The organism is Beduini massiliensis (genome assembly GCF_000829905.1).
Lineage (GTDB): Bacteria > Bacillota_I > Bacilli_A > Erysipelotrichales > Coprobacillaceae > Beduini > Beduini massiliensis.
In genome coordinates this window covers 347,414-366,067 of sequence record NZ_CDPP01000003.1, presented here as the reverse complement: position 1 = coordinate 366,067, position 18,654 = coordinate 347,414, and the positions used below count along the sequence as shown (strand labels likewise).

Annotated in this window: 16 protein-coding genes; all 16 read right to left on the bottom strand. The window is 37.1% G+C overall.

What is annotated here, in order from left to right:
* Nucleotide 1: 1 nt before the first annotated feature.
* The 16 genes from polA to rlmD all read right to left on the bottom strand — a co-directional run bounded on the left by polA (nucleotide 2) and on the right by rlmD (nucleotide 18,639).
* Nucleotides 2-2,599: a DNA polymerase I gene (gene polA, locus BN1225_RS03500; protein WP_041138407.1), complete on the bottom strand. Its 2,598-nt coding sequence runs from the start codon at nucleotides 2,597-2,599 to the stop codon at nucleotides 2-4.
* 12 nt (nucleotides 2,600-2,611) lie between these two features.
* Nucleotides 2,612-5,662, bottom strand: coding sequence for a DNA polymerase III subunit alpha (dnaE, locus tag BN1225_RS03495; RefSeq protein ID WP_041138406.1), 3,051 nt, complete (start codon nucleotides 5,660-5,662; stop codon nucleotides 2,612-2,614).
* Nucleotides 5,663-5,721: 59 nt separating this feature from the next.
* Complete coding sequence (locus BN1225_RS03490; RefSeq protein ID WP_147585168.1) at nucleotides 5,722-6,030, bottom strand: hypothetical protein; 309 nt, start codon at nucleotides 6,028-6,030, stop codon at nucleotides 5,722-5,724.
* Nucleotides 6,031-6,114: 84 nt separating this feature from the next.
* Nucleotides 6,115-6,357, bottom strand: coding sequence for a TIGR03905 family TSCPD domain-containing protein (locus tag BN1225_RS03485; protein WP_041138404.1), 243 nt, complete (start codon nucleotides 6,355-6,357; stop codon nucleotides 6,115-6,117).
* Nucleotides 6,358-6,437: 80 nt separating this feature from the next.
* Nucleotides 6,438-7,529, bottom strand: coding sequence for an FAD:protein FMN transferase (locus BN1225_RS03480; protein ID WP_041138403.1), 1,092 nt, complete (start codon nucleotides 7,527-7,529; stop codon nucleotides 6,438-6,440).
* Nucleotides 7,530-7,585: 56 nt separating this feature from the next.
* Nucleotides 7,586-9,841 carry an alpha-xylosidase gene (yicI, locus tag BN1225_RS03475; protein WP_041138402.1) on the bottom strand — a complete coding sequence of 752 codons (2,256 nt, stop codon included), beginning with the start codon at nucleotides 9,839-9,841 and terminating at the stop codon, nucleotides 7,586-7,588.
* Between the two features lie 110 nt (nucleotides 9,842-9,951).
* A complete protein-coding gene (locus tag BN1225_RS03470; protein WP_041138401.1) occupies nucleotides 9,952-10,881 on the bottom strand; it encodes a hypothetical protein in 930 nt (309 codons plus the stop codon).
* Between the two features lie 235 nt (nucleotides 10,882-11,116).
* Nucleotides 11,117-11,425, bottom strand: a complete 309-nt coding sequence (locus BN1225_RS03465; protein WP_041138400.1) for a (Fe-S)-binding protein — start codon at nucleotides 11,423-11,425, stop codon at nucleotides 11,117-11,119.
* Nucleotides 11,418-11,597, bottom strand: coding sequence for a hypothetical protein (locus tag BN1225_RS03460; protein ID WP_041138399.1), 180 nt, complete (start codon nucleotides 11,595-11,597; stop codon nucleotides 11,418-11,420). The genes BN1225_RS03465 and BN1225_RS03460 overlap by 8 nt, the downstream gene beginning before the upstream one ends.
* A gap of 1 nt (nucleotide 11,598) precedes the next feature.
* Nucleotides 11,599-12,171: an electron transport complex protein RnfA gene (locus BN1225_RS03455; protein WP_041138398.1), complete on the bottom strand. Its 573-nt coding sequence runs from the start codon at nucleotides 12,169-12,171 to the stop codon at nucleotides 11,599-11,601.
* Nucleotides 12,172-12,174: 3 nt separating this feature from the next.
* Nucleotides 12,175-12,831 (bottom strand): electron transport complex subunit RsxE, encoded by a 657-nt coding sequence (gene rsxE / locus BN1225_RS03450; RefSeq protein ID WP_041138397.1) that lies wholly within the window; start codon nucleotides 12,829-12,831, stop codon nucleotides 12,175-12,177.
* Nucleotides 12,832-12,845: 14 nt separating this feature from the next.
* A complete protein-coding gene (locus BN1225_RS03445) occupies nucleotides 12,846-13,343 on the bottom strand; it encodes an RnfABCDGE type electron transport complex subunit G (protein ID WP_041138396.1) in 498 nt (165 codons plus the stop codon).
* A gap of 13 nt (nucleotides 13,344-13,356) precedes the next feature.
* Entirely contained in the window at nucleotides 13,357-15,486 is a 2,130-nt protein-coding gene (locus tag BN1225_RS03440; protein WP_052466289.1) for an RnfABCDGE type electron transport complex subunit D, read from the bottom strand.
* 12 nt (nucleotides 15,487-15,498) lie between these two features.
* Nucleotides 15,499-16,803 carry an RnfABCDGE type electron transport complex subunit C gene (locus BN1225_RS03435; RefSeq protein WP_041138395.1) on the bottom strand — a complete coding sequence of 435 codons (1,305 nt, stop codon included), beginning with the start codon at nucleotides 16,801-16,803 and terminating at the stop codon, nucleotides 15,499-15,501.
* A 166-nt stretch (nucleotides 16,804-16,969) separates the two neighbouring features.
* A complete protein-coding gene (locus BN1225_RS03430; protein WP_041138394.1) occupies nucleotides 16,970-17,320 on the bottom strand; it encodes a NusG domain II-containing protein in 351 nt (116 codons plus the stop codon).
* Nucleotides 17,317-18,639, bottom strand: coding sequence for a 23S rRNA (uracil(1939)-C(5))-methyltransferase RlmD (rlmD, locus tag BN1225_RS03425; protein WP_041138393.1), 1,323 nt, complete (start codon nucleotides 18,637-18,639; stop codon nucleotides 17,317-17,319). The genes BN1225_RS03430 and rlmD overlap by 4 nt, the downstream gene beginning before the upstream one ends.
* Nucleotides 18,640-18,654 lie beyond the last annotated feature (15 nt).

Sequence of the window (18,654 nt, the reverse complement as noted above, 5' to 3'; positions counted from 1 at the left end):
TCTATTTTAATTCGTACCAAGATTTACCGTAAGCGCCATCCGCTTTTAGTTTTACTCTTAGTTCGACTGCACTTTCCATGCATTCTTTAATCAGCCCCATCATGACGTCTAATTCCTCTTTTTTGACATCAAAAATCAATTCATCATGTACTTGTAAGATCATTTTTGATTTCAGTTGTTTGGCTTTCATGGCTTCATCCACTTTGATCATCGCCAACTTTAAGATATCGGCTCCGCTTCCTTGAATAGGCGAATTCATCGCTAAACGTTTTCCAAGTTCACGTACCATATAATTTTTCTCATTAATTTCTTTAATGTAGCGTTTACGGTTTAAAATCGTAGCGACATACCCATTTTCTTTGCAGAATTCAATCTCTTTATCCATGAATTCCTTAATTCCCGGATAGGTCTCAAAATATTTTTGAATAAACGCTTTCGCAACATTCACCGGTACTCCGATTTGTTCCGATAAACCAAAATCACTCATTCCGTAAATAATTCCAAAGTTGATGGCTTTTGCCTGACGACGCATATTACTGTCTACTTCGCTTACATCAAAAATATCCTGAGCAGTTTTAGTATGAATATCCATATCTTGATTAAAAGCATCAATCAATGCCTGAACATTCGCCATATGTGCCAACACTCTTAATTCAATCTGTGAGTAGTCAAATGATACAATATAATCCAAAGACGGTATAAAAGCTTTACGTATCATTCTTCCTTCTTCACTGCGAATAGGAATATTCTGCAAGTTAGGATCAGTCGATGATAAACGTCCGGTCTGCGTTAATGCCTGATTATACATCGTGTGAATCTTGCCATCCATAAAAATTTGTTCCTGTAAACCGATGATATAGGTTGAGTATAATTTAGTAATCGCACGATATTTTAATACTTTATCAATGATCGGATGAATCGGTGCAAGTTTTTCTAATACATCAACAGATGTCGAGTATCCGGTTTTGGTTTTTTTGCCATTGGGCAGCTGCAGTTTTTCAAATAATACTTCTCCTAATTGCTTGGGTGAAGCAATATTAAACTCTACTCCCGCTAATAGATGAATTTCTTTTTCTAACTGCTGAATCGTTTCATTGAAATCCTGCTCCATGTCTTTTAATGATTGACGATCCACTTTCACTCCGGTAAATTCCATATCTGCCAAGATATAAGCCACCGGCAGTTCTAAATTATAATAAAGATCATATTGTTCCTGCTCTCGCAATTGTTCTTCTACATGTGCCTTGATCTCATAAATTCCTTTTGCGATCTTTCCATAATACTGCGTTAGAACATCGTTTTCAGGAACTTTTCTTTTTGCCCCTTTACCAAAAATTTCTTCACTAAAAGGCAGAGAATGATCGCCATGGAAATCCATTACTAATTTAATTTCATCTTTTAGACTTGGATTCAAGATATAAGAAGATAACTGTAAGTCAAAATCATAACCGGCTATGTCAATGCCATTCCATTTTGAAGCAATCATGCACTTTTTGATATCATAGCCATATTTCTTGATTGCCGGATCTTTTAATACCTTTTTAAAGTTTTCATCGGCTAAAGCATCTTCATAGCTGATATAACCGCAGAAATCTTTATTATACACACCATATCCCAAAACAATGCTTTTGTGATAATTATGATCATAAACCGCAACGCTCAAAGCAAAATCTTTTGTCAACGACGGCATTATGGTCACTTGTTTCATGATCGTCTCACTTTGGTCAGGAACTACTGTGGATATTTTTCTTAATAAAGTGTTCATTTCATATTCTCGGCAAAAAGCAGATAATACTTCTGTATCAAAACCGGTATTGCGATAGTGTTCAAACTCAATTTCCATGGGTACATCTGTTTTGATAGTGGCAATCTTTTTGGATAAGAATGCATCTTCGATTTGATCACGAATTTTTTCTCCGAGCTTGCCTTTAATTTCATCGGCATGTTCTGCCATGTTTTCAATACTTTCAAATTGGGTCAGCAATTTAACTGCCGTTTTTTCACCTACACCTTTGATTCCCGGTATATTATCTGCGGCATCGCCCATTAATCCCAAAAAGTCCTTGAACTGATCGGGGCGAATGCCATATTTTTCAAATACTGTCTCCGGTGTCATCTCTACCATCTCCGAAACACCCGTTGTATTACGCAGAACAGTAGTATTTTCATCTACCAGCTGCATCATATCTTTGTCCTTAGTGACAATATCGACATGGATGCCTCTCTTTTTTGCTTCAACAGAAAGGGTTCCAATAATATCGTCAGCTTCGTATCCTTCAATTTCCTGATAAATGATACCGCGGGCTTTTAAATAGTCTCTGGCAATCGGGAACTGACAAATCAATTCTTCATCTGTCTCCTTACGTGTTCCTTTGTAATCTCCCATTAGTTCATTTCTAAAAGTTTTCTTACCATAATCAAAGGCTACAAAAACATAATCCGGTGCTGACTGCATCAGTTTTTCGATCATGTTGGCAAACCCGGATACGGCATTCATCGGTACCCCATGACTGGTTCGCATAAAGTTTCCGGTATAAGCCGTGGCATGGTAGGCACTATATAAAAGGGAGTTCCCATCGATTAAAACAATTTTTTCCATATTGATTCCTTTCTATTTTAAACGTTTTAATTGGTTGACAGTAATCGATAAATTCGTTTTACGATCCACTTTGCCTTCCACTAAACAAACGTTTCCTCTTTTAATTATCTCTTGATATCTTTCATAATTCTGCGAGAAAACAACGCCATCTACTTGGTCATTTTCATCATAGAAGGTAACAAAGCACATTGTCTGCCCTCTTTTATCATTAATTACCTTGACACGCTGAATGGCCAATACACTGATTACTTTTTGTCCAAGATGCTTTTCATATTCAAAAATTGGCACGGTGGCAAAGTTCAGTTTCTCACGATATAAAGACAAAGGATGTTTGGATAAATAAATCCCCAACACTTCTTTTTCTTTTTCCAAACGTTCAAGATATTGATCTTCTGCTACTTTTAAAATCGGTTTATCTGTAATTCCCAGCTTCGAATACACCTCACTGTATTCTAAAAGAATAGAAATATTTTCTTTCATCATCGCTCGTGAATAACCAAATTCATCCAAAGCTCCGGCATCAATCAATGATTCGATCGTCTTAGCCGAAATACGATGCTGATAGATACGAATAAAAAAATCAAAAATATCACTGAATAATCCATCTTGACGGATGGCTTCAATTTCTTTATAGACAGCATCTCCCACATTTTTAATAGCTGTCAAAGCATAACGAATATTATGATCTTCTACTTTAAAGCGCTCTGTTGAGCGATTGATAGATGGTGGAAGCAAGGTTACGCCATATTTCTTCCCTTCCTGTATCAAAGAAAGCTTGCTTGTCGTTGACCCGGATTCACTGGAAATTAAAGCGGCAAAGAATTCCAAAGGATAATGGACTTTTAAATAAGCCATCTGATAGGCTACGTAAGCATAAGCAACAGAATGGGATTTATTAAACCCATAATTGGCAAACTTCAATATCAATTCAAAAACTTTATTTGCCAGAGTTTCATCATACCCGTTTTTTAATGCACCTTCAATAAATTCAACCTTTAAAGATTCCATCAGTTTAGTTTCTTTCTTAGAGGTTGCTTTACGCAAAATATCTGCTTTTGCCAAAGAGAAGCCTGCTAGCCTTTGCGCCACCTGCATCAGCTGCTCCTGATAGATCATTACTCCATATGTTGGTTTTAATATTTGATCCAAATCGGGATGCAATGATTCCACAGGACTTTCCCCATGTTTTCGTGCTAAAAACAGAGGAATATTTTCCATCGGTCCCGGTCTGAATAAAGCGTTTGCTGCAATAATATCGTCAAAACAGCTCACCTTCATTTTTCTTAAGAGCTGTTTCATCCCATCCGATTCTAGTTGAAATACGCCAAACGTATCTCCTGCCGCAATCAGTTCATACACTTTTTTATCATCCAAAGGAATCGTATTGATATTAATTTTCTCTCCTGTATTTTTTTCAATCGATTTTAAGATATAATCAATGACGGTTAGATTACGCAAGCCCAAGAAATCCATTTTAAGCAAGCCCACTTCTTCAATATAATCTTTGGAATATTGGCTCATCAAGAAACCACTCGGTCCATAGACTAAAGGAATCAGCTCATCTAATGGCTGAGAAGATAAAATAACGCCGGCAGCATGCTGTGAAATGTTGCGGGGCAAGCGCTCAATTAAGAATACACTTGGCATCATATAACGATAATGTTCATCTTTATCCACTTCTATTTGAAAACTGGCATTGCCCTGATACATCTGCAATGCTGATTTTTTAGTTTTGTAGGAAGTAGGTACCTGAGAAGCCAGACGTTCTAATCTAGGCAATGGTACTTTAATGACCTTTCCTAAATCCTTAATGGCTACTCTTGGTCCATATGTATTAAAAGTGACGATCCCAGCTACATGGCGGTTCCCATATTTTTCAACGACATACGAAACCACTTCTTCACGACGATCATCCTGAAAATCAATATCAATATCCGGCATCGAAATTCTTTCCACATTTAAGAAACGTTCAAACAACAGATTATAGTGAATCGGATCACAATTCGTAATGCCTAAAACATAAGAAACTAAACTTCCTGCCGCCGATCCTCTTCCCGGTCCTACTAAAATGCCGTGTGATTTCGCATATTTAACGTAGTCCCAGACAATCAAGAAATAATCACAGTAGTTCATTTTCGTAATGACTGCAAGTTCTTCTCGTAAACGCTCAACGTATTCCGGCGGCACTTTTTGATTAGCGAAACGCTTCTTTAACCCGAGAATACAAAGCTGTTTTAAATATTCCTGACTGCTTCCATTATGAGGAACAGGATATTTCGGTAAATGCAGTTCATCCATTGGAATCTTGGCATCGATAGATAAGATCAGCTGAATCGTTTCATTGATAATCTCCGGTTCAAACAATGCTTCCATCTCACTTGTCGATTTAAAATATTTTTCCTGAGTAATCGGCTGATGGGTAGGATCAAAAGTTGCTCCCAACTTGCTGGCGTTGACTAAATCCAATCCTAACGCATCCTTTTTATCTAAATAACTGACTTGATTCGAACAGACCACTTTAATGTAATGCATTTTCGCCATTGACATGAGATGTTCATTGACCTTCTCTTGCAAAGCAATCTGATGGCGATGAAGATTAATATAAAAATGATCTTTAAACAATTCTTTAAAATGCACAAGATGACGCAGTGCTTCATTATAAAGTTCTTTCGTGATTAAACGTTCTAAAATACCATTCTGCCCGGGGGTCAGTATAAAAAGGTGAGGCTGAAAGCCGGCTAAACTTTCTAAAGTGACCTCCTCGCCTAACTGAATCATGGTCGAAATTTTACATAAATGAAAATAACCTTCCGTATCTTTCGCAAGGAGTACAAAAGGATATTTTTCATCTTCAATCAAAATATCAGCTTCCATTCCTAAAATAGGTTTAATTTCTTCTTTTAAGCAGAGCTTATAAAATTCCACCATACCAAACAAATTATTTTTATCCGTTAGTGCTACCGTATTTTGACCAAATTTTTTTGCTTGGGTGACAATGTCTTTCACTAGCATAGTACTTTCTTGAAAACTATAACCACTATACACTTGCAAATGTCCGAACATTCTATCACCACCTTTAAAATATTATACCATTGTTTTTCTGATTTATAAAGAAACAAGTCCTAAATGATACAGCGGTACGTACAGATGACTAACAAAACAATAATATAGATGCTGACAATGGCATAAATCGCCGCACAGATTTGAAATTGATAATACCATTGACGCAATGCAATCCGATAAAGAAACAAACCTATGATCCAGTAATTGTATCTGGCATCAATGCATCGGAACATTTTAGTATTACAAATAACAATGACGGATAAAATCACTGCCATTGCATGAAATAAGACTCCCCAATAAGAAAAGAAAAACTGTAGAAATAATAATATTGCACAGAGAAACTGCAATTCTCTTATTTTTTTTACCATTATCATCATGATCACCTACTACACTATATGTATCAGATGATTTAAGCATACTTATTTTAAAATAAAAATACCACCAACGTGGTATTAAAGAGCTTCTTTTAATGCTTTTGCCAACTGATCCGGACATGAGGTCGGTTTCGCTCCGCAGCGGTTTCCTTCTAATTTTTCAATGACTTCTTCCGCTTTCATGCCTTTTACCAGTTTTGATATTCCTAATGTATTCCCGGCACATCCGCCAACAAATTTCACATCTTTAATAATTCCATCTTCCACTTCCAAATCAATTCGCTTCGCGCATACGCCTACTGTTTGATAACTCATTTTCATATTCGTATCCTCCCACTAGGTATGTTATCATCATTAATTTATAAATGCAATAAAATCATACAAAAAGCGAGTTTCCTCGCTTATCTGTTTAAATGAAAATTATCGCCTTCCACTAATCCATCGGTATACTGAACAGTTCCATCATTCAACAGCCACACCGCTTCAACGCCTTCTAATGATTCAACTAATGTCTTTCCTTCTTCATAGGGAAGTAAAAACAAAGTAGAAGACAAGAAGTCGGCATAACCGGAATCTTCCGTAATGATGCTGACAGATCTGAAATAAGTTGCCGGATAAAGGGTATCCGGATCAACCAGATGGCTGTAAACATTTCCGTCTTTATCTTTAAAGTTACGCTGATAATCACCACTCGTCACGATGGCTTTATTATCGGCGATGATCATTGCCGGATATTTCCCATCACTATAGGCACCGTTGTTGGGTGATTCAATGCCAACTAAAAATTCATTTTTGCTTCTAGGGACATTTTCATTGCCATTTGCTTTGATCTTTCTCTCACCATAGCTGGCGATATTGCCACCACCCGAAATCAGGAATGCTTCTACACCACTATCAATCAAGACCTGTTTAACATATTCAATTGCATACCCTTTTGCCGTCGCTCCAACATCGATAGATGTTTTTGGATCAGAAATATAGACTGTATTATTGATCGTATCAATCTCTACAGAATCAATATTCATATGCTGACTGGCTTCTTCCAATTGACTGGTGCTAGGGGGAACCCCAACCCCATCCACTGCGTTATCACGCGAATCATGCCATAAAGATAAGACCGATCCCATCGCAATATTCACTTTTGTTGAAACAGTCTTATAATCTGTTACTGATTTTTGAAGCATGTCCACAATCACCGGATCAACACTTACCGGTTTTACTCCCGCATTATCATTGATCGTCTTAATGTTGTTTAATCCTTCATAACTGGTATATTTATCAAACAATTGATCTAAGCGTGTCAATTCTTCTTTGATCAGTTTCATCTGAGTATCAAACTCTTTTTGAGATTTGACATAAGCCATATATTCAATCACGGTATCAAAAGGTCCTGTAAAAGAATCTTTTAAATATTGATATTTTGATGAAGAGCTTTGACAGCCTACCAACGTTAATGACAGAATAAGAGCTAATATTATTTTAATCGGTTTCATAAGTTCCTCCTCTGAGGTATTATATACTATTTATCCGCAATGATAAACTATAATTATTATATTTTGACAGTAATTTTATCATTAGACAGTACGTATTCCTGACCATGATAATAGATTTTATTGTCTCCGCTAAAACCGTTTAACTCTATTGTCATTTCATTTTCCAAACTGACAACATAAACGGTTCCAGTACGTCCGTCTTCTCCATAAATGATTTGGCTTAACTTTTGGTTAGGCAAAATATGATACAGTTTAATGGTGACATCACTAAGATAGTCATATTGTGCACTGCATTGATTTTCACTGGTGACTAGTATCGTATTTTCTTTTGCCATTAACGGAAGACTGTCATAGTCATGGATCTCCTTGATCCAGTTTCCGCCTACATATTCTTTATCAGTCAAAATATTTGTCCAGATTCCTTTTGGCAAATAATATTCCACTTCACCGTTTTCTTGAAAAATCGGTGCGACCAACAGCTGATCGCCTAACATGTACTCATTATCCAAGCTATGAGTCGTACGATCCTCTAAGAATTCTAACACCATGGCTCTCATCATCGGGATTCCGGTTTGATGTGTTTTCACGGCTTGAGTATATAAATAAGGCATTAAAGAAAGTTTTAACTTGGTAAACTGACGCGTCACTGCCACCGCTTCTTCTCCATATTGCCAAGGGACTTTATACTCCCCACTGCCATGATAGCGTGAATGCGTTGAAAGCAAACCAAACTGAGTCCAACGTTTATAAAGGTCAGGTGAACAGCCATCTTCAAAACCACCGATATCATGTGACCAATAGCCAAATCCAGAAAGGGTGAACGATAATCCACCACGTAATGATTCTGCCATTGAAGCATAAACAGAGACACAGTCACCACCCCAATGCACCGGGAACTGCTGTCCGCCAACCGTCGCAGAACGGGCAAATAAACACGCTTCATGTTCTCCCTTTTTAGCTTTCAACAGATTGAATACAGCTTGATTATATAAATGTGTATAGTAGTTATGCATCAGTTTGGGATCTGAATGGTCGTAATAGACAACATCCGTTGGAATCCTTTCCCCAAAATCTGTTTTAAAGCTATCGACTCCCATATCCATTAACTTTTCTAAACAGCTTAAATACCATTGCGTTGCTTTTGGATTCGTGAAATCGACTAAGCCCATTCCCGCCTGCCACATATCCCACTGCCAAATTGAGCCATCTGGACGTTTAAGCAAATAATCGTTTTCCATTCCTTCTTGAAACAGCGGAGACTTTTGTCCGATATAAGGATTAATCCATACACAGATCTTCACCCCTTTATCATGTATCTTTTTCAGCATGCCCTCTGGGTTAGGGAAAGTTTTAGGATTCCATTTGAAATTACACCATTCAAACTCATCCATCCAACAACAGTCAAAATGGAAAACATCCAAAGGAATATCCCTTTCCAACATACCGTCAATGAATTCATTGACCGTCGCTTCATCATAATCCGTCAAGAAAGAAGTAGAGAGCCATAAACCAAATGACCATGCCGGTGGTAATGAGGGTTTACCGGTTAAAGAGGTATAATGAACCAAAACCTCTTTCATATCTTGACCGCCAATAAAATAATAATGCAGCACTTCTCCTTCTGTACTAAATTGTACTTTGGATACTTTTTCACTCGCCACTTCAAAAGATACCAATCCCGGAGTATTGACAAAAATTCCATAACTTTGATTTGTAATGTAGAATGGTATATTCTTATAACTTTGTTCGCTGCCGGTTCCGCCATCTTTATTATAAATATCGACAACCTGCCCATTCTTTATAAAAGGCGTAAAACGTTCTCCCAACCCATAGACATATTCATTATGCGCAATCGTTAATTCTTCTTTCATATAAACCGTCTCTTTTGTCTCTACATACCCTAACGATTTAAAAAGACTTTCTGTTTTTAACTGTCCGTCATAGTAAAAGGATAGTTCATATCTCCCTTTAGTTGTTTTAATTACAGCCTGTGCTTTTCCAGCTGTATAGATCAAACAATCCTCTTTTTCTTCTATGAGGATTTCATGATCTGTTTTATTTAATTCAAACTGTGGCTGATTTATCAATCCGCCAATATGGTGATAAGCCTTAACCCCGATCACATCTTTTATAGGGGAATCCAATTCAATGGTCAACATCCCCAAATTCAACGTATCCCCTTTTGTTTGAATACTCTTAAATGGAGCATATAAAATGAGTGTTTTCTCCTTAATTTGATAATCGTAAACTTCAATAGCGTTACTTTGAACAGTGCCTTCTTTAAACATCCAGTACCCATCTGTAAATTTCATCGTTCATCCTCCTGATTGAAAGCGTTAACACGTTTTTATTATAAACTAAATATTTCAAAAGTACAGATTACGATAATAAAAAAACCGGAATTTATCCGGTTTTTGAATGACTATTTAGCTGTTTCAAATGCTTCTGCTAAAGCAGCTTGGAAATCAGCGATTGAAATTGTACATCCTGAAGCGATGTCAGTTCCTTCTTTTGGTACTGATTTATGTTCGTCATCTTTGTCGTAAACTTCGATTGCTTTTACATCAGCAGCAGTCATACCTTTTAATTTTTCAACTAAGAAGTTAACTTGTTCGTAAAGTTCTTTTTCGATTCCAGAGAATTTTTTCATTCCGTAATCTTCTTTTTTCTCCATTTTACTTCTTACATCAGAAGCATTAGAAGTTTGAGCTACGTCTAAGTTAGACCAAACGATTGCACCTTTGCTGTCTAAAGCAACTTGAGCAACTGTAGTATTAACTTGCCCTTTAGTAGCATCTACAGAAATAACTTCACCTGCTCCAATTTTGTCAGCTTTTACTTCTGCCATATTATCAAAAGCTTTTTGGATTGCAGCTTGGAAATCAGCGATTGAGATTGTACATCCTGAAGCAATATCAGATCCTTCTTTAGGTACTGATTTATGTTCGTCATCTTTGTCATAAACTTCGATGTTTTTCACATCTTCAGCAGTCATTCCAATAAGTTTTCCTTCTAAGAATTCAACTTGTTCGTAAAGTTCTTTTTCGATTCCAGAGAATTTCTTCATTCCGTAATCTTCTTTTTTCTCCATTTTTGTACGAGTTTCATCGGCATTATTTGTGTTTTGTTGAGCAACATCTAAATCAACATATTGGATTTTCCCTTTGCTGTCTAGACCTACAGTAGCCATAGTTGTATTAACTTGGTTGTACTCTCCTTTTTCTGACACAGAAGTTACCATACCGAAACCAACTTTTGTGTACTTAGATGATGATCCGCCACCACATGCAGTAAGTGTCATCACCATAGCAGCTGAAGCAGCAACTGCCATAACTTTTTTAAAGTTTTTCATTTTTTCCTTCCCATCCTTACTTAGAATTTTGTTAGAGTATTAAGCTCTTTCTAACGCTTATATTATATACTAGAAGTGTATTTTGGGCAATACATTTCGGCTAAATTTGCAATCGCTTTCACCTATTTTTCTTATTTTTTGACATCATAATGTGAAATTTATCTCATATAATCACAACATTTCACATTTTGGAAATCTTTTTCAATTTTAAAAAAAGATGAGGGTTTTCCTCATCTTATAATTTAACACTCAAAGTTGAACCATCCGGTCCCGGTGTTGTGTTCAAATATTCTACGATTTCATCTTTTGCTTCTTTACTAGTTGGAGCACATTTTGACACTTGTGTCGCTTCTCCGTTCACTAATGCAGCAGCAAAACCTTGACATCCAGGATATCCACATCCACCACAGTTTGCACCGGCTAGCTTGCTCATGACATAATCTTCTCTTGGGTCATTTTCCACTTTTAAGAATAGGTCGGCAATACCGAGCATTGCTCCTAAAAGTGCACCAATGATCCCTAAGACAGCAACTGCTTCAATCATTTTTTGTCTCCTCCTCATGGTGTACTGGATTGTGCGTACAATCAACTAATTTACAGCCGTCACAATCCGCTGTTAAGTTTTCACACCCTTTTGGTTTAGGTGTTTTTTTGTTCCACATATATAATCCGATATACAGGAACACTAAGATCATTAACCAAACTAATGCGATCATTTTATACCAATCCGGCTAATCCGGCAAATGCACATGCCATAATCGCTGCAGTAATTAAGGCAATAGGCACACCTTTAAATCCTTCAGGAGTTGAAGCGATTTCCAATCTTTCACGGATTGTTGCAAAGATATAGATAACTAATGCAAACCCAATAGAAACGGCAAATCCGGCTACGGTTGCTTCAATAAATGAATAACCATCTGTAATATTGTTCAAAGTTGTCCCTAATACGGCACAGTTTGTTGTGATTAAAGGAAGATATACTCCTAACGCTTTATATAAAGGCGGAGATACTTTCTTTAAGAACATCTCAACGAATTGTACTAATGAAGCGATAACTAAGATAAAGGTAATTAAATCCATGTACTCAATATGGAATTTAACTAATACTTGGTAATATAAAACATGAGTGATCATAGAGGCAATAACGATAACGAATGTAACCGCAGCCCCCATTCCTAATGCACTGCTTGATTTTTTAGATACACCCAGCAATGGACACACTGCCAAGAACTTTGATAAAACAACGTTGTTGATCAATGCCAATGAGATAAACAATGCGAATAATTCCATCTGTTATTTCACCTCTGCTTTCTTTTCTGTAGCTTTTTTAATGCGACGATTAGAAATACTGTTGATAACCCCGATTAACGTTCCTAATGTTAAGAAAGCTCCGGCAGGCTGCGTAATCAAACCGATTGCATATTCTTTAAATAAACTGAATTGGAAAATGACCTGTGTTGAATCAAATGGATTGACTAAAGCTAATCCGCCTGTTCCGATCAATTCACGGAAGAAAGACACCGCTAAGATGGCAAGAGTATACCCAACGCCCATTCCCAACGCATCAATCAATGAATCTAAAACTGTATTCTTGCTTGCAAATGATTCCGCACGTCCTAAGATAATACAGTTAACAACGATCAATGGGATAAAGACACCCAATGAGTTGTAAAGAGAAATCATATAGGCATTCATTAATAACTGCACACATTTTACAAGTGTTGCGATAATAACGATATATACCGGTATACGGATTTCTGAAGGAATCACTTTTCTTAAAAGTGAGATAATCACGTTTGCTAAAATCAATACGCATGTTACTGCTAACCCCATCCCAATCGCATTGGTTAAGGTTGTTGTGATCGCTAAAGCCGAACACAAACCAAGCAATAAGACAAAGATTGGGTTTTCAACAGTGATTCCTTTTTTGAAAATATCAAATTTTTTCATCTGTCAACCCTCCCCTATTTAGAGCTGCTGAATAACTCAGCCGCTTCATTAATACCATTCACAACTGCTTGTGAAGAAATTGTCGCTCCAGAAATCGTATCTACTTCATCATCAGCAGTCGCTTCTAAAACAGATGCTTTAAAGTCTTCTCCTGCGATTTGATCACCGATTCCAGATGTTTCACTTGAATAATTTAATACTTCATATCCTACATATTGACCTTCGGTATCAATGCCTAAAAGGAATGAAATACCATCAGCACCGTAACCTTTTACCTCAATTTTATAAGCTGTTCCGGCATCACATGTATATTGTTTTTTAACAAATTCTCCACTGACATCTTTTTCAGTGAATTTTGCATTTTCAAAGATTTTTGTTAGATATTCTGTTTCTTTAGAAGAACCATTTTCGGCAATGATAGGTGCTGTCTGACTGTTTACAAAAGAAAGACATAACCCAGAAAGCGCACTAATGACCGCTAGAAAAACAGCTAATTTAATTGTTTTACCCATTGTCCAGTCCTCCCTAGTTACTTGCAGCGATCGCTTTTTTAACAGCTTCCATAATTCCGCTCGCTGTTTTTGTTGCCCCTGTCGCTGTATCAATTCCGTCCACTTCTGAAACACTGAATGAACCATTCAAGACTAAATCATAGAAGTCTTGGGCTTTGCTGTTCAGTCCTTCACCATGAACACCTCTGATCATATCGGCACCAAAGTCTGAAGTTTCTCCATTGGCTTCCAATACTTTTACATATTCTACTGTATCTCCTGATACTTTTACTTCAATTTTCATTGGATTTGATGCTCCGGCATAACCGTTTGCACTAATCACATAAGCTCCATCTGCATTTGGTGCCAATACATCGTTGACAATCGTCATCGCTGTTTTCATCGCATCCACAATACCTGTTGCTGTCATTGTTGCTCCGGTTGCAGTATCGATACCATCAACATCTGCGAAAGCAACTTGAGAATTTAACACTAAATTATAGAAGTCTTGAGCTTTACTATTCAATCCTTCACCATGAACACCTCTGATCATATCGGCACCAAAGTCTGAAGTTTCTCCGTTCGCTTCAATCACTTTCACACTTTCAAACATCGATGTTGCTTTATTAATTACGATTTCCAATTTCATCGGTGTTTTCTTTCCACCGTAACCGTTCGCTGTCAAGTTAAATGTATAAAGGTCTCCCTCTACTTTTGGCGCTGCTTCCAAGGCTCCCTTGATCGCATTAACAACGGCTTTTGCTGTATAAGTCGCTCCGGTAGCTGTATCGATACCATCTAATTCATCAGCAGAAATACTTCCGGCAATCACTTTATCATAGAATGCTTTTGCATTGGCATTTAACCCTTCACCAACACCGCTTGTTAACAAGTCAGCACCCCATCCGGCAGTTTCACCTTTATATTTTTCCGGTGTTACGCCTAAGCTCTTATCTCCGGAAATAGTAACGGCTAATTTAACCGGTGCACCATCTCCACCGAAACCTTTTACCTGCATGATATAAGCCCCGTCTTTGTATTCCAAGAATAAATAGTCTGGGATCGGATCAGGTACTTTTACCGGTTTTTCAACCACTGGTTTAAGGGTTGTACTGATGCCACCGACTGTTCCGGCTGAAATGAAGAAACATACGGCGATAACAATTAACTGTTTTAATGTTTTTTGATTTGTACGTCCTGTTGTCAAATTATCAATTAAAGGTGTCAGCATGTTCATAATTAAGATTGAGAACAATACCCCTTCAGGATAATTAGCTTTTAGACGAATGATCATTGTAATAGCCCCTAAGAAGATCCCATAAATGATCTTTCCAAGTGGACTCGTTGGAGATGTGACCGGATCGGTTGCCATAAAGACAGCCCCGAATGCCACCCCACCAATAGCGATATGCGTCAACGCATTTGTAATAGGATCAATTCCACATACTAAACCGCTGATAAACGCTAAAATTAATGTTGTTCCCAAATACACTAAAGGAATACGTGCATCAATGACTTTACGCCAGATCAAGAATACTCCTAAAATTAGGATCAGAACTGTACAGGCTTCCCCTAAAGCTGCCTGATAGTTTCCTAAAAATAAATCTGCTAAACCAAGAGAACTGGCACCTAACCAATGCGTTGCTTTTAAAGCCGCAGTTGGTGTTGCCCCTGTCATTGTATCGGCAGCTCCCGGTAAATAAGATAATAATTGTGAACTGAAAGATAAATGAACAAATACACGTCCTACTAAAGCAGGGTTAAAAATGTTTTGTCCAAATCCACCAAAAATCGCCTTTCCAAAGAAAATAGCGATGAATGATCCTACCCCAACCACATATAATGGTGTTCCGATAGGTAATGTAAGGGCAAAAATCAGCCCCGTTGCCAAAGGTGATAAGATTGCATTTAAGTACTTATTATCCCCGGCATCATTGCGTTTGAATAGTTTTCCACACACCCAGTCTGTTACAAAAGCAACAACTCCAGCTACTACATAAATCAATAAGGCTTGGATTCCATAATCAGAACCATATTTAATAAAATTGAACCCTACTGAATAAGCAGCTAAAACAATCACGGCGATCATCAGATTTTGCATGATGTTGATCGTTGAAAGCTTTTGACGATAGTTAGGCGATGTTCTTTTTAAAGTTATCTTCATTAAAGCTCCCCCTTACTTCTTCTTCATATTTGCAAGTTGCAGACGACGTTTTGCTTTTGCAACAAAATCTGACACTTCAATCTTAGAAGGACAAATATAAGAACACATTCCACAGCTTACACAACGGTCAGCTTCTAATTTCTTCACCATATCCACATTCGCTGCTTTTTCAGCTTGAATGATCTTAACCGGCTGTAAATTAGCTGGACAGTGATCTGTACACATACCACATTTTAAACATGGAAGCGGTACTGTATCTTCTCTTACTAAAACTGTCAGTGCATTCATATACGGTGCAATAACAAATGTATCATTCATCAATGAATTCCCCATCATTGGTCCGCCGTTTAAAATAACACCATCTACTTCATCATCAATGTATCCGCCAATAAAAGCAATAATTTCATTAGCTGGCGTTCCTACTGCTACTTTTACGTTTGTAGGATCTTTTATACCGTTTCCTGAAACAGTGACGATACGTTCAGTGATCGCTTTTCCTTCACGAATTCCTTTTGAAAGACTAATCGCTGTTGTAGAATTGTTGACCACAACGCCCACTTCACTAGGAAGCTGATCATATTCTTTCTTCAATACTTGTTTAACTAAAGTTCTTTCCCACCCCATTGGGTACTTATCAGGAACTTCTACACAAGTAATATTGGCATGTTTTTCACATTCCCCTTTAAGTAAACTAAATAGCTCAGGTTTGTGTTCCTTGATTGCGATGATCGCATTTTTAGCTCCCGCCGCTTTGATTAGGAATTCTGTACCATCGAACAACGCTTCCACGTTGTTTAGCATTTCCATATGATCCGCTGTAATGAAAGGTTCACACTCTACACCATTGATCAATACTGTTTCCAATAATTCTGGTTTTGAATATTTGATGTAAGTTGGGAATCCTGAACCCCCTAATCCTACTAAACCTAGTTCTTTGATTGCTTCCAACACATCACTTTGGCTCATATCATCAGGGTTGCTGATATCAATTGCTTTTACTGATGTATATTGCCCATCATTTTCAATTGCGACATGGTTCTGCATTCTGCCACTGATATGCATTCTTTTTTCAATTGCTTTTACGGTTCCCGAAACTGAAGCGTAAACCGGAACATACATATCTTTACGTGTAGCTAATTTAGTCCCAATGTCAACATGGTCACCGGGTTGTACATGTACGTCAAAGGCTGTCGATGTTCCACTCACTAATGGAATATAAACAACTAACGGCGCATCCATCGATTTGACAGGTTTATCTTTTGTCAATCCTTTTTGGCCGTCTAAATGTACTTTCCCAATTCCAGACAAAATTGCCATAACATTTCCTCCATCTCTTTATAAATCATTCACATTGATTATACCATTTTGCCCCCTTGTTGCAAAGAAAAAAAAGTAAGAAGTATGCATTATAATAAATTATTTGTATTTATCGAAGTACAATCCGTTTTATTAAGCAAGAAAACAAAAAAACTAAGAATTTATCTTAGTTTTTCGCATCTTGTCGAATAAAAACATCATTTGGCACACATAAAATCGTGGTCGTACTTCCTTTTGCTACCCATCCGACTCGCTCGCAATCATGATTCGGACATTCAACATCATAAACTCGATATTTTCCGTCTTTTACTTCAATATGCATTTTTCCGTAATCACCGGTGAGTTCATAATCCGCATCTTCGTCAATTTTAAATTCCATCACCAATTTGTTATTATGATATACAAACGCTTTTTCAATCTGATCTGCTCGTCCATGGATAAACCATTGATACCCAATAAACAAAACAACCGATACTAAAAGTAAAGCAGCAATGAATTTTAAATCTTTTTTGGTCATTTCTTCAACCTCAATTTAGCAACGACCAAGACATTTTGACTATGTGGCAGCATATCGATGGGGACAATCGATTCTACTTGATAATTATTTTCTAAATCAGATACATCTTTAGCAAAAGAAGAAGGGGAAGATGATAAATAAATTAACTCTTTGATTTTCCCTTTTACTAAACTCTCTTTAATTGTCTTACGCATTCCTAATTTGTTGCTGTGGACAATAAAGGCATCGAATTTCTTATTTTTCGTTAACTGTTTTGTCAGTTCTTCTAACTTGCCGCTTTCATAGCTGCAGTTTTCCTTCTTTAGGAATTTAGCATTTAATTTAGCGTCTTCAATATTAACACGATCAAAATCGATTCCCTTCACTTCAATGGCATCATCCAGGTTCATCCCCAGCCATCCCATTGAACAATTGATTTCCAATAATGATTTTACTTCTTTTGATAATAATGATTTAACGGTTTGGATAACCGTCGGTACCATTGACGTATTGATCGGATATTCAGATTTTGGAGAAATGATGAATTTCTTTCCTTCTAACATGAATTCCTGACGTGTTGCCCCCGATACTTTTTCATAATGTCCATGGCTAAATTCCTGTCCCTTATTGGTATTGATCGTATAATAGATGGAATGAACATAATCCAATTTTTCTATCGCTTCAATCAATTTATTATCTAAACGGTCTCGCCCCGTTACAAACACTAACTGTGCTTTTTCTTCAAAAACACGTACCGTTAAAAAGCGCAGACCGGTTCTTGTTTCTTCACTGTAAGAACGTACCCTATTTTCTTCAAAAATCGCTTCTAAATCATTTAAACAGCGATTGATCAATGGATTTTGAACTCCGCAGCGATTCATAATCGTTAAATATTTGGTTTCTCTTTGATAAATTCCAAACGTTACTTTTTGATTAAAACGAACGATCGGCAAATGAACACAATCACGGTAACCTTCCTGTTTTAAAGACGGAAGACATCTTCTAAAATCAACACGACGTAAATCTAATTTAGTATAGTGACGTAAACTGTCACGAATAATATCTTTTTTAAAATATAACTGCTGATCATATGACATGTGCATGATCGGACACCCTAAACAATGATTTTGCTGAAAACATGGTGCCTGAACACGATGTTCTGATTTTTTCAATACTTTGATGAGCTTCGCTTCTTTAAATGAACGCGTATCATTGGTAACTTCGACACTGACTTCTTCTTGCGGCAAGGCCCCTTTAACAAAGGTAATCTTACGGTTAATGTACCCGATTCCTTCTCCATTAATGCCTAACTTCTTAATTTCTAAATTTGTTTCTTTCATTCTTTTTTCCTCTTT

Coding starts and splice junctions, on each gene's coding strand:
- polA (WP_041138407.1), bottom strand. CDS start 2,599: ATGGAAAAAATTGTTTTAATCGATGGGAACTCCCTTTTATATAGTGCC.
- dnaE (WP_041138406.1), bottom strand. CDS start 5,662: ATGTTCGGACATTTGCAAGTGTATAGTGGTTATAGTTTTCAAGAAAGT.
- BN1225_RS03490 (WP_147585168.1), bottom strand. CDS start 6,030: ATGGTAAAAAAAATAAGAGAATTGCAGTTTCTCTGTGCAATATTATTA.
- BN1225_RS03485 (WP_041138404.1), bottom strand. CDS start 6,357: ATGAAAATGAGTTATCAAACAGTAGGCGTATGCGCGAAGCGAATTGAT.
- BN1225_RS03480 (WP_041138403.1), bottom strand. CDS start 7,529: ATGAAACCGATTAAAATAATATTAGCTCTTATTCTGTCATTAACGTTG.
- yicI (WP_041138402.1), bottom strand. CDS start 9,841: ATGAAATTTACAGATGGGTACTGGATGTTTAAAGAAGGCACTGTTCAA.
- BN1225_RS03470 (WP_041138401.1), bottom strand. CDS start 10,881: ATGAAAAACTTTAAAAAAGTTATGGCAGTTGCTGCTTCAGCTGCTATG.
- BN1225_RS03465 (WP_041138400.1), bottom strand. CDS start 11,425: ATGATTGAAGCAGTTGCTGTCTTAGGGATCATTGGTGCACTTTTAGGA.
- BN1225_RS03460 (WP_041138399.1), bottom strand. CDS start 11,597: ATGATCGCATTAGTTTGGTTAATGATCTTAGTGTTCCTGTATATCGGA.
- BN1225_RS03455 (WP_041138398.1), bottom strand. CDS start 12,171: ATGGAATTATTCGCATTGTTTATCTCATTGGCATTGATCAACAACGTT.
- rsxE (WP_041138397.1), bottom strand. CDS start 12,831: ATGAAAAAATTTGATATTTTCAAAAAAGGAATCACTGTTGAAAACCCA.
- BN1225_RS03445 (WP_041138396.1), bottom strand. CDS start 13,343: ATGGGTAAAACAATTAAATTAGCTGTTTTTCTAGCGGTCATTAGTGCG.
- BN1225_RS03440 (WP_052466289.1), bottom strand. CDS start 15,486: ATGAAGATAACTTTAAAAAGAACATCGCCTAACTATCGTCAAAAGCTT.
- BN1225_RS03435 (WP_041138395.1), bottom strand. CDS start 16,803: ATGGCAATTTTGTCTGGAATTGGGAAAGTACATTTAGACGGCCAAAAA.
- BN1225_RS03430 (WP_041138394.1), bottom strand. CDS start 17,320: ATGACCAAAAAAGATTTAAAATTCATTGCTGCTTTACTTTTAGTATCG.
- rlmD (WP_041138393.1), bottom strand. CDS start 18,639: ATGAAAGAAACAAATTTAGAAATTAAGAAGTTAGGCATTAATGGAGAA.